Source organism: Pokkaliibacter sp. MBI-7 (assembly GCF_029846635.1).
Classification (GTDB): domain Bacteria; phylum Pseudomonadota; class Gammaproteobacteria; order Pseudomonadales; family Balneatricaceae; genus Pokkaliibacter.
In genome coordinates this window covers 674,100-686,719 of record NZ_JARVTG010000001.1, presented here as the reverse complement: position 1 = coordinate 686,719, position 12,620 = coordinate 674,100, and the positions used below count along the sequence as shown (strand labels likewise).

Genomic DNA, 12,620 nt, shown 5'->3' with positions numbered 1-12,620 from the left:
TGTCTGACGGCAGCTAATTTCGCCCCTGTACGGCAAGCCTGTGCAGGTTCTGCATTTCCCGGACTTTTCAGAATAGTTTTAACCTCATCATGGCCTACTCAACCTTTAACCGAAACGTTTACGATCATCTGCGCCAACCCATGTTCTTCGGTGAGAACGTTAACGTTGCCCGTTATGATCAGCAGAAGCATCCGATCTTTGAAAAACTGATTGAGAAGCAGCTGTCTTTCTTCTGGCGCCCGGAGGAGGTCGATCTGACGACTGATCGCAAGGACTTCGTCAACCTGCCTGCCCACGAACAGCATATTTTCCTGAGTAACCTGAAATATCAGACACTGCTGGACTCGGTACAGGGGCGTTCGCCCAACGTGGCATTCCTGCCTGTGGTGTCGTTGCCAGAGCTGGAAACCTGGCTGGAAACCTGGTCGTTCAGCGAAACCATCCACAGCCGCAGTTACACCCATATCATTCGCAACGTGGTCACTGATCCTTCCAAGGTATTTGATGACATCCTGCTGAACGAGGAGATCACCAAGCGCGCTATTTCTGTAACAGCGTACTACGACGATTTTATTGAGGTGTCCTCGCTCTATACCCTGTATGGTGAAGGCCGCCATGTAGTGAATGGCAAAGAGATCGATATCAGCCTGCGAGAGTTGAAAAAGAAACTTTACCTGACGCTGGCCTCGGTCAACGTGCTGGAAGCGATCCGTTTCTACGTCAGTTTTGCCTGTTCTTTTGCTTTCGCTGAGCGTGCTCTGATGGAAGGTAATGCCAAAATCATCAAGTTCATCGCCCGTGATGAGGCGCTGCATTTGTCTGGTACGCAACAGATGCTGAGCCTGATGGCTTCTGGCAGTGATGATCCTGAAATGGTGGATGTTGCGCGCGAATGCCGTGATGAAGTTATCGAAATTTTCCGGCAGGCTGCAGAACAGGAGAAAGAGTGGGCTCAGTACCTGTTCAAGGATGGTTCCATGATCGGTCTGAACGCCAACATTCTCGGCCAGTATGTGGAGTACATCACCAATGTCCGTATGCGGGCGCTGGGGCTGGAGCCTCTGTTCAGTGTGCACAGTAATCCGCTGCCCTGGATTAACAGCTGGCTGACCAGTGATAACGTTCAGGTGGCGCCGCAGGAGTCTGAGATCAGCTCCTATCTGGTCGGTGCTATCGACAGTAGCGTGGATAGTGATGACTTTGATGATTTCGATCTGTAATTGATGCGCTGATGAGTGTGATGGGCAGGGCTCGGTGAATGGATGCAGTGCGCCGTATTCGAGTAAATGACAGCCTGGAGTTTGACTACCAGCAGGAGTTCTCTCTGCTGGATGCCCTCGAGGCGCGGGCTGTTCCCATCCTGCATAGCTGCCGTGGCGGTTATTGCGGTTGCTGTAAGGTGCGCTTGAGTAAGGGTCGTGTCAGCTGGCATCAGGATAGCCTGGTGCCTTTGCAGGATGATGAAATCCTGTGCTGTTGTTGCACACCCCTGACGGCCATTGCCATCAATGTGCCGGAATACTGAGGATGAAGATGGCCTGGTTCTGGTTGCTGGCGGTGGTAATGATTGCCGCAGGTGTCTATCACAGCCTGCGCATCAAGGATCAGGTGAAGTTAGTCGAGCAAACTGGCTTTCATGTTGATAAACGCTTCTTTTCTTCGCCATCGTTGGCGCTGGATGATCAGCATCAACAGCTGGCACTTATCTATTCTCAGCGATTTGAAGTGCGGCCTTATAAGGATGTGGTTGCGTTTCAGCGGCACTATCGCACACTGGATCATGGCAACAATCAGGGGCTTTATATTGCCCTGTACTGGCAGCAGAGTGATGAACCCATGCTGCTGAAAGCGGATCGTGAGTCGGAGTGGGATGCCTGGTCTGCCGAGTTGCGACAAAGATTTGATGAGAGGCCAACGGTAATGGCATTACATTAGCCCGAACGGCTTGGCGATATACATAAAAACGCCGCTGATTGATGAGATCAGCGGCGTTTTTTCTTGTACAGCTACACTGACTAGCGACGAGCTTCTTTCAGTGTGTCTGCAATCAGGAATGCAAGCTCCAGGACCTGATCAGCGTTCAGGCGCGGATCACAGTAGGTGTGATAGCGATCGCCCAGCTGTTCTTCGGTGATCTGGTAGGCTCCGCCGATGCATTCCGTCACGTTCTTACCGGTCATCTCGAAGTGCACGCCGCCAGCATAAGAGCCTTCTGCCTTGTGAATCTGGAAGAAGGATTTCACTTCTGACAGTACCTGGGCTACTGAGCGGGTCTTGTAGCCACTGCTGGCTTTAATGGTGTTGCCATGCATGGGGTCGCTGGACCACAGAACCTTACGCCCTTCGCGCTGAATGGCGCGAATCAGTGCTGGCATGTGCTCCTCAACCTTGCCAGCACCCATGCGCACAATAATATTCAGGCGGCCGGGGTCGTTGTCAGGGTTAAGGATGTCGATCAGATGCAGTAGCTCATCCGGATCGGTGGTCGGACCTGCTTTGATGCCAATCGGGTTATGCACTCCACGCAGAAACTCAACATGAGCACCCTCTGGCTGACGGGTGCGGTCACCAATCCACAGCATGTGGGCCGAGCAGTCATACCACTGACCTGTCAGGCTATCCTGACGGGTGAGGGCCTCCTCGTAAGGCAGCAGCAGTGCTTCATGTGAAGTATACAGAGCTGTTTCCTTCAGCTGAGGCGTATTGCTGGCATGAATGCCACAGGCCTCCATAAAGGTAAGCGCTTCATCGATACGGGTAGCCAGGCTCTGATAGCGTTCGCCAAGGGGACTTTTCTCAACGAAGTCGAGGTTCCACTGATGAACCTTGTGCAGGTCTGCCATGCCGCCCTGGGCAAAGGCGCGTAGCAGGTTCAGCGTCGCTGCCGCCTGATTGTAAGCTTTGACCATACGCTCAGGGTCAGGGGTGCGAGACTCTGTCGTGAAGTCAATGTTGTTGATAATGTCGCCACGATAGCTGGGCAGCTCAATACCATTGATGGTTTCAGTATCTGCAGAACGTGGTTTGGCAAACTGGCCAGCCATGCGAGCTACTTTTACGACTGGGCAGCTTCCGGCGAAAGTGAGTACCACCGCCATCTGTAGCATGACTTTGAAGGTGTCACGGATATTGTTTGCGCTGAACTCAGCGAAGCTCTCGGCACAGTCTCCGCCTTGCAGCAGAAAGGCTTTGCCTTCAGTAACGAGCTGAAACTGGCGGCGCAGCTCGCGCGCTTCACCGGCAAATACCAGTGGGGGAAGTGCTGCCAGTTGCTGCTCAGCCTGATGTAACGCATCGGCATTGGGGTACTGGGGGATTTGGCGAATCGGATGACTACGCCAGCTGGAGGGCGTCCACGGCTTCATTGCGGGGTATCCTGTCGTGTCTTTACATACGTCTGGGGAGCCGAACATAGTTCCAGAGTTACTGTAGATACGCAAGGTTCGAGGTCAGATAAATCAACGCTCTTTTAACTGAACGTAGCTTTTTGTGAAAGCGTAACTATTGAGTATAATTCCCCAAACATTTATAAGCTGTAGTGCGCTATATTCACTTTTTGTTCACTGCGCTTACATCAATCCGTACTCACTATAACGGTGAGCATACACTTTCCAGCATCACGGATAAGAAATGGAAACACAAGATACCAGTCATATCCTGATCGTCGAGGATGACGAGCGCCTGGCGGCGTTGACTAAGGAATATTTAGAGAACAATGGCCTCACGGTGACCGTCGAATCCAATGGTGCTCAGGCAATAGAACTGATCAAGCGCGCTGCCCCTGATCTGGTGGTACTTGATCTGATGTTACCCGGTGAAGATGGTCTCAGTGTTTGCCGGCAGGTGAGACCGGGATATTCCGGCCCCATCTTGATGCTGACATCACGCAACGATGATCTTGATCAGGTGCTGGGTCTGGAGATGGGAGCTGACGATTATGTTACCAAGCCCGTGCGCCCACGTGTTCTCCTGGCTCGTATTCGCGCGCTGCTGCGTCGGGCTCAAGGTAGTAAAGAAGCGCAGACCCCGGTGCCAGTGGTTCCCGCATCGGAGCAGAACTATTACGAGTTTGGTAATCTGGTGCTGGACAACGGCAAGCGTGAAGCCTGGCTTAACGAGGAAAGCATTGATCTGACGAGTGCTGAGTTTGACCTGCTGTGGTTGCTGGCAAGCAATGCCGGAAGAGTGCTGACCAGAGAGGAAATCTTCACTGCACTGCGTGGTATTGCCTACGATGGGCAAGATCGCTCAATTGATGTGCGCATTTCCCGTATTCGTCCCAAGATTGGCGATGACCCTATCCATCCCCGTCGTATTAAAACTGTACGTAGCCGTGGTTATCTGTTTGTAAAAGAAGCGTGATCAAACTTCGTATATCTCTCCTCATGCCCACACTCCTGTGGGCAGCATTGGGGCTTCCCCCCGTTTTTGCTGATACCTCGTTTGTGACATCCTCTGCCAGGGAGGCGAGGGTGTTTGGTTTGTATCTGGGCTCAACGGATCGTGATGAATTCTATCGAGCTATTGTTGGCTCGGGTGGAGAGCGTCTGTTCCGGCGCAGTAGCTCTGATGTTTACCTGATTACATCTATCTACCCTAAGGCCGCTAATTGTCGGGTAATCTTTGACGCAGATGAGCGTGTACAGGAGGTCATATTCAACTTTAATCCAGGCTCCCTGAGTAAGGAGGAGTTGCTGGCCATCGTTGAGCAGCGTTACGGGAAGTCACAGAGCTATGAGCCCGGCTTGCAAGGGGAGGGGAGTTATTACTGGCTGTTCCCTCACTCGGGTATAAGGCTCTACTACCTGCCGACATCAACCAGTCAGATCCAGTACTATCTTCGCTAAGCTGTGCTTGGCTGGCAGTACAAGCAAAGATTTATCTCTGCCTGGTAGTAGAGGAGGTTACTTGCTGCTATCTGGCGGGCGAATCCCATGCAAAGTCTTGAAGGACAGGTCCTGTGCAGAGCGGATGAAGTCCTGAATATATTCTGCCTCTTTCTGCTCTTCTCTCACTGCTGCGTAGAGTGTTGACCACACCCCTTTGTTTCCTAGCGGACGTGCAACCACATAATCTCTTTCCAGGTACTCAGTAAGAGCCCAGTTCGGCAAGGCGCAGACGCCACGGCCACTGGCGACCAATTGAATCATCATTAGTGTGAGTTCGGCATTACGAATGGCGTCGGGCTCGACATCTGCTGGGTCAAGAAAGCGAGTGAAGACATCCAGCCGATCACGCTCAATCGGGTAACAGATCAGCGTTTCGCTCTCTAAATCTGTTGGCTCGATATGACTCTTGCGAGCCAGTGAGTGACGTTTTCCTATGGCCAGCAGCATCTCGTAGCTAAACAGGGGGATATAGGCCAGTGTGGGGGTCACGACTGGATCGGAGGTAATCACCATATCCAGCTCGCCTCTAACCAGTGCCTGCAGCGGGGTAAAGCTGAAGCCACTCATCAGGTCCATTTCTACTTCAGGCCAATTATCACGATACTGATTGATCGTCGGCATCAGCCACTGAAAGCAGCTATGGCATTCTATAGCAATATGCAGACGGCCGGTTTCACCCCCTGCCAGACGGGCGATATCACGCTCTGCGTTTCTGGCCATAGGTAAAATGTCGTCAGCTAGTACCAGCAGACGCTGTCCGGCGCTGGTGAAGATCAGTGGTTTGGTCTTGCGAATAAACAAAGAGCAGTTGAGTCTGTCCTCCAGATCTTTGATCTGATGTGACAGAGCCGACTGGGTGAGATGTACACGTTCTGCTGCCTCAACCAAACTTCCGGTTTCTCTTAAGGCAACCAGGGTACGTAAGTGACGCAGTTCAATCATGCCTGACAATCTAAAGCTAACCTAAGGCAGTTATGAATGAGATTTATAGATCTGTCAAAGCCAAAGCAGCAGAAATGCCCGTTACAGGCCTAACTTGTCGTGCTTCTTTGCAGAACATTATGAATGGAAGTGTAGCTGAAGCGGTTACCGGGACTGGTAAGGGTAACTGCTTCAGCAAGTGGCAATAAGGAACATCGCCATGTTAGGTGGGATCAGGTGAGCAGAAACTCCAGCAGAGCCTTTTGTGCATGCAGTCGATTTTCTGCCTGAATAAACACGGCTGAGCGAGGATCGTCCAACATGTCCTCGCTGATCTCCTCTCCACGGTGGGCCGGCAGGCAATGCAAAAAGATGGCGTCAGGGTTGGCAATATCCATCAATGCAGGTGTAACCTGATAGGCGGCAAAATCCAGTTTGCGCTGCTTGGCTTCTTCTTCCTGACCCATGGAAGCCCAGACATCAGTCGTAATGAGATGGGCGCCTTTTACTGCCTCTTCAGCAGAGGTGAAAAGTTTCACTCGGTCACCCGCTTTTTCAAGCATGGCGGCGTCAGGTGCGTATCCCTGCGGGCAGGCAATATGCAGTTTAAAGTCGAACAGGTTGGCAGCATTGATATAGGAGTTGCACATATTATTGCCATCCCCAATCCACACCGCGACTTTATCTTTGATATCGCCACGCAACTCAAAGTAGGTCTGCATGTCTGCCAAGAGCTGACAGGGATGGTAATCGTCTGTCAGGCCATTGATAACAGGCACGCTCGAATACGCTGCAAAGCGTTCTACCATGGCGTGATCAAAGGTGCGGATCATGACCGCATCCACCATGCCAGACAGAACGCGTGCGGTGTCTTCAATGGGCTCGCCGCGACCTAACTGAGTATCTCGTGGCGAAAGGAAAATGGCACCGCCACCAAATTGAATCATGCCAGCCTCAAAAGACACTCGAGTCCGGGTGGAGGATTTTTCGAAAATCATCCCTAACACTCGATTTTTCAACGGCTCGTAGACTTCTCGGCGTCGGTGCATGGCTTTCAGTTCCAAGGCACGCGCAATCAATTGGCGCAGTTCCGCTGAGTTAAAGTCTGTAAGGGTTAAAAAATGCCGAGTATTCATGGTCTCTCTTCACAGTCCGAGTGCTGTCAGAAATAAAAATCCCAACCGTCATGCCCGTTTGGGGACAGTCTCTTCATGCCCAGGTTTGGTTGATTCGCTGTTTGCTGGAAATCTGATAGCCCGTTGGTTTGGTGCGCAGGTAGCCAGCAGTGATCTTGAAATCAGGCGAATGTAATTCAGTAGTGCGTCTACTGCTTTTTTGAACGGCTTCATTTTCCAGAGGTAAAAGGCAGATACAGAAGCCGAGCAGTATTATTCTCATGCCGTGAGGGATTAATCAATACCCCTAAATATTCGAAACTGCATGTATATCAAAGCTAAGTGAATGAAACTGACTGCCAGTCGGCTGGTTATATGTCGGTGAGTTGAGCTCTTGGATGAGGCTGTATATTGCAAGCCAACAGCGCGCTTCTTGGGCTGCATACGGTGCTTGCGGTGTGATACATCGCTACTGGGAATTCTTCTCTGTTACTCTTGTAAAGCGGCCGCTTTGCCCTGATATCTTGCACAGCGAGAGCGGTATGCGATGACTGACTGCCAAGTTTGGTCTTGTTATACTGCGGTCCAAACCAGCCTACCGAGTCTGTGACCATGGATATTGTTGAATCAATCAAAAAGCAAATCAGTGAAAATTCAATCCTGCTTTACATGAAGGGCACTCCCCAGTTCCCGCAGTGTGGCTTCTCTTCTCGTACTGTTGAAGCGGTCATGGCCTGTGGGCACAAGTTTGCCTACGTCAATATCCTTGAGCATCCCGATATCCGTTCAGAGCTGCCCAAATTTGCAAACTGGCCAACCTTCCCTCAGCTGTGGGTGAACGGTGAACTGGTTGGCGGCTGTGACATTGTCACTGAAATGGCTCAAAGTGGTGAACTACAACCGTTGTTGGATGCAGCGGTTAAAGCCTGATCCGGATTGATGCAATGACGGAGCGATCTCAGCTTTGAGGTTGCTCGGCTGTGCCGTAATACAATTGCAGCGCGAAGCGTTGATACTTTGGAAACGTCCCATCGCTGGGATGTTTTGTCATTAAAACACGGAGAATATTGACCCATGAGCGTACTCGTTGGTAAGCAAGCCCCTGATTTTACTGCTGCTGCTGTACTTGGTGATGGTCAGATCGTTGACAGCTTCAACTTGAAAGAAGCCATCAAAGGCAAATATGGTCTGGTGTTCTTCTATCCCCTGGACTTTACCTTTGTATGCCCTTCAGAGCTGATTGCTCTTGACCATCGTGTAGAGGCTTTCCAACAGCGTAACGTGGAAGTCATTGGTGTATCGATCGATTCTCAGTTCACGCACAATGCCTGGCGTAACACTGCTGTAAACGATGGTGGTATCGGTCCAGTCAAATACACCCTGGTTGCTGATACCAAGCATGAGATTTGCCGCGCTTACGACGTTGAAGCTGATGAAGGCGTTGCGTACCGTGGTGCTTTCCTGATCGATCAGAACGGTGTTGTTCGTTCACAAATCGTCAATGACCTGCCGCTGGGTCGTAACATGGAAGAGCTGCTGCGTCTTGTTGATGCGCTGCAATTCCACGAAGAGCACGGCGAAGTATGCCCTGCTAACTGGAAGAAAGGTGATGCCGGCATGCAGGCTAGCCCCGATGGCGTCGCCAGCTATCTGGCAGGTAATGCAGACAAGCTGTAATGGCTCTGTCTGGTTTGCATTAAAACAAAACCCGGCCTTGAGCCTAATGCCAGTCAGTTAAGCCCAACAGCTTGACCTTTTGCGCCCTGAAACGAAAATCCGATGCTTGTTTTGAGCATCGGATTTTTTATGCGACTGTCCCGCGCCTTGGCACTGACTCACGAAGCCGCTTCTACTACTCACGCCCTTGATGAACTGGGGGCGCTGCTTGATCCAGACCTGGTCAGCACCGCACTGGAAACGGCGGGAGTGGCGACCTTACGTAAGCGACGTCTCCCCCTTGAAGCCATGATCTGGTGCGTGATCGCCATGGCGTTGTTTCGCCGGATGTCAGCCTGGGATGCCGCTAGCCGTATGGGCATCATGCTGCCTGGACAGAGGCCATTGGTAGCACCCAGTGCCATCGTGCAAGGTCGGCAACGCTTGGGCAGTGCTGCGGTGCGAGAAGTCTTTTCCCTGACTCAACAACGCTGGCATGCCAGCGCCAATCACCCCACCTGGGCGGGTTTGCGCCTGCTCAGTGTCGATGGCGTGGTCTGGCGCACAGCGGATACGGACGACAACCGCAAGCACTATGGCAGCGCCAGTAATCAGCATGGCGATACCGGCTATCCCCAAGTTCGTATGGTCTGCCAGATGGAACTGACCAGCCACATGCTGGTGAGTAGCGCTTTTGCCGGTTACCACAGCAACGAGATGAAACTGGCCGAACAACTGATCGACAGTACACCCGACCACTCACTGACCTTGTTCGACCGTGGCTTCTATTCGCTGGGGCTTCTTCATCGCTGGCAACAAACAGGCACTCAGCGCCATTGGCTACTGCCGCTGCGCAAGGATGCTCAATATGAGGTGCTATACAAGCTGGGGCGCCAGGATGCCATCGTCTCGCTGAAGACCTCGCCGCAGGCGCGTAAGCAATGGCCCGAGCTGCCCGACACGCTACAGGCCAGGTTATTAAGCAAGACCATCAAGGGCAAAGTCCGGCAAGTACTGACTTCGATGATCGATCCTCTGCGCTTTCCGCCAGATGACATCGTGGATCTGTACAGCCAGCGTTGGGAAATCGAATTGGGCTATCGAGAAATGAAGCAAGGCATGCTCGCGGGTCACTACACACTGCGCAGTAAAACGCCGGAGATGATTGAACAAGAGCTGTGGGGCGTACTGCTGGGGTACAATCTGCTGCGTTATCAAATGCTGGAAATGAGTCGCCACTGCCCTGGCATCTCCCCCTGCGAAATGAGTTTCACCGCCTGCACCTGGGCGATCCTGGGCTTCTTGAACGGGGTCTCTTTGAATCATCCAGGCAACATCCCTCGCTACCTGGCTGAACTACAGGCTTCGGCCATGCACTACGTCCTGCCTCATCGACGTGAGGAGCGCAGTTACCCGCGGGTGGTCAAGCCCAAGCCGTCCAAGTATCCGACCAGAAATAAAAATGCCAGTCAGCTTAACTGACTGGCATTAGCCTTGAGCCGGGTTTTGTTTTATAGAGAAGAGCGAATGTAGTGTGTGCCAGCGAGATGGGTGTTACAGGTTCCAACCGCCCAAAGTGCGCCACTGATTGACGATTCCGCAGAACAGATGGGCCGTTTTTTCAGCATCGTATCGCGCTGAGTGGGCTGAGCGGCCATCAAACTCGATAGATGCAGCTTCACAGGCTTTTGCCAGTACGGTCTGACCATAAGCCAAACCTGCGAGGGTAGCAGTATCGAAGCTGGAAAAGGGATGGAATGGATTACGCTTGTGGTCACAGCGAGCTACTGCTGCATTCAGGAAGTTCAGGTCAAATGAGGCGTTATGGCCCACTAATATGGCGCGTTTACACCCATAGGCTTTGATAGACTTACGCACGGGTCTGAAAATGGTGTCCAGTGCTTCAAGCTCGCTAACAGCGATGGCCTTGCGCTCCTCACTCCAGGGATCGATGCCCGTAAATTCCAGTGCGCTGTTTTCCAGGTTTGCACCTTCAAAGGGGCTGACATGACAGTCGATGGCTTCCATCGGGTAGAGCCAGCCTTGTTCATCCATACCTATGACCACTGCAGCTACTTCCAGCAGAGCATCTGTCTGGTGATTGAAACCTGCGGTTTCAACGTCGATTACGACCGGAAGATAACCGCGAAAGCGGTTGGCCATCAATGCATCAGGTGTGGACACAATATTACCTTTGTCAATTAATCCATCGCGCGCGCAGGCATTCTAACAACTCCATTGAGCGCAAACAAATTGCCAGCAAGGCGCTGCATTAAACTGGCCAGATGGTGTTGAACAGAGAGTGGCGTTGTCGATCTCAAGAGATTCGAATTGACGCCGATAAATGGGGGTAGTTGTAAAACACATGCTTCGTCAGTCGTTCCAGCTGCGCAGGCATTGTTCCATAACCCCTGAATGGTGAGTAACAGCAAGTGATGCAATATTGCCGCATTCTGATGTGTGGACTGCTGATGACATGGGTGCCCAGCACCTATGCTGTTACCTTTGCTGCAGGTATGGAAAATACCAAATGGAATATTGAAGCATCGCCATTCACCTGCAAGCTCAGCCAGGATATTCCTGCCTTCGGCAAGGCAATATTTGAGCACGAGGCAGGCGAGCCCGTACTGTTTTATCTGGAGGCGCGGCAGCGCGACATGTTGCGTGGCAATGCTGAGCTTTTGGCGGAGTCTCCCTCCTGGCGTCCCGGTGATGCCAACTTGCCTATTGCCAGAGTCAATCTCGATCTGGGAGAAGACCGGGTGATGGTGGCCTCGAAAGATGCAGAGGTCATGCTGGCGGCCCTTTATCAGGGCAAATTTCCTACCTTTAACTCTCCCAAATGGTTAGGTAGCCCGAGCAGCCTGAAAGTGCAGGTATCGTCAGTCAATTTTCAGAAAGCTTATGACGATTATCAGACCTGTGTTGCTGGCCTTCTTCCCGTCAACTTCCGACAGATTGCCAGAACCGCAGTGCTGTTCAACTCAGCTGGCACGGATCTGTCTGATGAGGCGAAAGAAAGACTGGAGCTGATTTCCCGTTATGTCAAAGTGGATAAGTCCGTTGTTTCTATCTACATCGATGGTCACACGGATAGTCAGGGACGTCGTCTGCAGAACCGCGATTTGTCCAAGCGTCGGGCACAGGCTGTGACCGATTTTCTGGAGAAAAAGGGTGTCCCGAACAATATGATCGTTACCCGCTTCCACGGTGAGCGTTATCCGGTAGTAGATAACAAGACTGCTGAGCATCGTGCCCGCAACCGTCGTGTCACTATCCGACTGGACAAGGAGGCTGAAGACAACGGTGACTTCCCTGAAGAAAATCCTACTGACGCCAGCCAGCAATAGCGCGAGTAGCGGGCGAGTCTTTCTCTACTTGGGTGAAGTGGTGTGGGTCGTGTTTGGAGCAAGCACCTGCTTTGGACTTGGAAAACCCTACTCTGATCCTTACCTTACAGTCTTCGTGAAAGTAGCGGCCTGCAAAGGTACGGCTGTACTAAGGCTCAATGAGGAAAGTTGAATGCGTATTCTGCATACCATGCTGCGAGTGGGTGACCTGCAGCGTTCAATCGATTTTTATTCCAGCGTGCTGGGTATGCGCCTGCTGCGTCAATCCGAAAATGCCGAGTACAAATATACTCTGGCCTTCATGGGCTATGGTGAAGAGACTGAAACGGCCGTTATTGAGTTGACCTACAACTGGGGTGTAGATAGCTATGATCTGGGCACTGCTTATGGTCATATCGCCATTGAGGCAGATAACATCTATACCATGTGCGATGCGATCAAAGCCCAGGGCGGTAAAGTGACACGAGAGCCTGGTCCGGTTAAAGGTGGTTCAACAGTGATTGCCTTTGTTGAAGATCCTGATGGCTACAAGATTGAGCTGATTGAGAAGAAAGGCGCGGGGAAAGGTCTGGAAGGGTAGTCTGTAGTAGTTAACTGCATATCAGATTCAGAAAGCGAGGCATTGGCCTAATGCCAGTCAGTTAAGCCCAACAGCTTGACCTTTTGCGCCCTGAAACGAAAATCCGATG

General features: G+C 51.8%; 14 protein-coding genes. 10 read left to right on the top strand and 4 right to left on the bottom strand.

What is annotated here, in order from left to right; all coding sequences use genetic code 11:
• Positions 1–89: 89 nt before the first annotated feature.
• From nrdB to QCD60_RS03075, 3 genes are read left to right on the top strand one after another with little or no spacing between them, the layout of a single operon-like run.
• A complete protein-coding gene (nrdB, locus tag QCD60_RS03085; protein WP_104154993.1) occupies positions 90–1,220 on the top strand; it encodes a class Ia ribonucleoside-diphosphate reductase subunit beta in 1,131 nt (376 codons plus the stop codon).
• A 38-nt stretch (positions 1,221–1,258) separates the two neighbouring features.
• Positions 1,259–1,525 (top strand): class I ribonucleotide reductase maintenance protein YfaE, encoded by a 267-nt coding sequence (gene yfaE / locus QCD60_RS03080; RefSeq protein WP_279782322.1) that lies wholly within the window; start codon positions 1,259–1,261, stop codon positions 1,523–1,525.
• Between the two features lie 2 nt (positions 1,526–1,527).
• The gene (locus QCD60_RS03075) at positions 1,528–1,935 is read left to right on the top strand and encodes a hypothetical protein (protein ID WP_279782320.1); all 408 of its coding nucleotides are present in this window, start codon (positions 1,528–1,530) and stop codon (positions 1,933–1,935) included.
• A gap of 80 nt (positions 1,936–2,015) precedes the next feature.
• Here the strand turns inward: QCD60_RS03075 and QCD60_RS03070 are convergent, their stop codons facing one another.
• Complete coding sequence (locus tag QCD60_RS03070) at positions 2,016–3,365, bottom strand: 3-deoxy-7-phosphoheptulonate synthase class II (RefSeq protein ID WP_279782318.1); 1,350 nt, start codon at positions 3,363–3,365, stop codon at positions 2,016–2,018.
• Positions 3,366–3,630: 265 nt separating this feature from the next.
• On the opposite strand from QCD60_RS03070, the gene QCD60_RS03065 reads away from it, so the two are divergent.
• The gene (locus QCD60_RS03065; protein ID WP_279782316.1) at positions 3,631–4,362 is read left to right on the top strand and encodes a response regulator; all 732 of its coding nucleotides are present in this window, start codon (positions 3,631–3,633) and stop codon (positions 4,360–4,362) included.
• Between the two features lie 110 nt (positions 4,363–4,472).
• Complete coding sequence (locus QCD60_RS03060) at positions 4,473–4,847, top strand: hypothetical protein (RefSeq protein WP_146074307.1); 375 nt, start codon at positions 4,473–4,475, stop codon at positions 4,845–4,847.
• Positions 4,848–4,904: 57 nt separating this feature from the next.
• Here the strand turns inward: QCD60_RS03060 and QCD60_RS03055 are convergent, their stop codons facing one another.
• Together QCD60_RS03055 and argF are read right to left on the bottom strand one after the other, a co-directional pair.
• Positions 4,905–5,831, bottom strand: coding sequence for a LysR family transcriptional regulator (locus QCD60_RS03055; protein WP_279782313.1), 927 nt, complete (start codon positions 5,829–5,831; stop codon positions 4,905–4,907).
• A gap of 212 nt (positions 5,832–6,043) precedes the next feature.
• Entirely contained in the window at positions 6,044–6,946 is a 903-nt protein-coding gene (gene argF, locus QCD60_RS03050) for an ornithine carbamoyltransferase (RefSeq protein WP_279782310.1), read from the bottom strand.
• A 591-nt stretch (positions 6,947–7,537) separates the two neighbouring features.
• Between argF and grxD the strand changes: the two genes are divergently transcribed.
• The 3 genes from grxD (at position 7,538) to QCD60_RS03035 (ending at position 10,063) form a co-directional block, all read left to right on the top strand.
• Positions 7,538–7,855, top strand: a complete 318-nt coding sequence (gene grxD, locus QCD60_RS03045) for a Grx4 family monothiol glutaredoxin (protein ID WP_104154985.1) — start codon at positions 7,538–7,540, stop codon at positions 7,853–7,855.
• 144 nt (positions 7,856–7,999) lie between these two features.
• A complete protein-coding gene (locus QCD60_RS03040) occupies positions 8,000–8,602 on the top strand; it encodes a peroxiredoxin C (protein WP_104154984.1) in 603 nt (200 codons plus the stop codon).
• A 129-nt stretch (positions 8,603–8,731) separates the two neighbouring features.
• Positions 8,732–10,063 (top strand): IS4 family transposase, encoded by a 1,332-nt coding sequence (locus QCD60_RS03035; protein ID WP_279782306.1) that lies wholly within the window; start codon positions 8,732–8,734, stop codon positions 10,061–10,063.
• 72 nt (positions 10,064–10,135) lie between these two features.
• Here QCD60_RS03035 and rnt read toward each other — a convergent pair whose 3' ends face one another.
• Entirely contained in the window at positions 10,136–10,744 is a 609-nt protein-coding gene (gene rnt / locus QCD60_RS03030; RefSeq protein WP_110189965.1) for a ribonuclease T, read from the bottom strand.
• Positions 10,745–11,052: 308 nt separating this feature from the next.
• Between rnt and QCD60_RS03025 the strand changes: the two genes are divergently transcribed.
• Together QCD60_RS03025 and gloA are read left to right on the top strand one after the other, a co-directional pair.
• On the top strand, positions 11,053–11,931 hold the full coding sequence (locus tag QCD60_RS03025) for an OmpA family protein (protein WP_279782302.1): 879 nt from the start codon (positions 11,053–11,055) through the stop codon (positions 11,929–11,931).
• 172 nt (positions 11,932–12,103) lie between these two features.
• Positions 12,104–12,511 carry a lactoylglutathione lyase gene (gloA, locus tag QCD60_RS03020; protein ID WP_279782300.1) on the top strand — a complete coding sequence of 136 codons (408 nt, stop codon included), beginning with the start codon at positions 12,104–12,106 and terminating at the stop codon, positions 12,509–12,511.
• Positions 12,512–12,620 lie beyond the last annotated feature (109 nt).

Excerpts from the sequence above, each read along its gene's own strand:
- nrdB (WP_104154993.1), top strand. The coding sequence starts at position 90 with ATGGCCTACTCAACCTTTAACCGAAACGTTTACGATCATCTGCGCCAA.
- yfaE (WP_279782322.1), top strand. The coding sequence starts at position 1,259 with ATGGATGCAGTGCGCCGTATTCGAGTAAATGACAGCCTGGAGTTTGAC.
- QCD60_RS03075 (WP_279782320.1), top strand. The coding sequence starts at position 1,528 with ATGAAGATGGCCTGGTTCTGGTTGCTGGCGGTGGTAATGATTGCCGCA.
- QCD60_RS03070 (WP_279782318.1), bottom strand. The coding sequence starts at position 3,365 with ATGAAGCCGTGGACGCCCTCCAGCTGGCGTAGTCATCCGATTCGCCAA.
- QCD60_RS03065 (WP_279782316.1), top strand. The coding sequence starts at position 3,631 with ATGGAAACACAAGATACCAGTCATATCCTGATCGTCGAGGATGACGAG.
- QCD60_RS03055 (WP_279782313.1), bottom strand. The coding sequence starts at position 5,831 with ATGATTGAACTGCGTCACTTACGTACCCTGGTTGCCTTAAGAGAAACC.
- argF (WP_279782310.1), bottom strand. The coding sequence starts at position 6,946 with ATGAATACTCGGCATTTTTTAACCCTTACAGACTTTAACTCAGCGGAA.
- grxD (WP_104154985.1), top strand. The coding sequence starts at position 7,538 with ATGGATATTGTTGAATCAATCAAAAAGCAAATCAGTGAAAATTCAATC.
- QCD60_RS03040 (WP_104154984.1), top strand. The coding sequence starts at position 8,000 with ATGAGCGTACTCGTTGGTAAGCAAGCCCCTGATTTTACTGCTGCTGCT.
- QCD60_RS03035 (WP_279782306.1), top strand. The coding sequence starts at position 8,732 with ATGCGACTGTCCCGCGCCTTGGCACTGACTCACGAAGCCGCTTCTACT.
- rnt (WP_110189965.1), bottom strand. The coding sequence starts at position 10,744 with ATGGCCAACCGCTTTCGCGGTTATCTTCCGGTCGTAATCGACGTTGAA.
- QCD60_RS03025 (WP_279782302.1), top strand. The coding sequence starts at position 11,053 with ATGACATGGGTGCCCAGCACCTATGCTGTTACCTTTGCTGCAGGTATG.
- gloA (WP_279782300.1), top strand. The coding sequence starts at position 12,104 with ATGCGTATTCTGCATACCATGCTGCGAGTGGGTGACCTGCAGCGTTCA.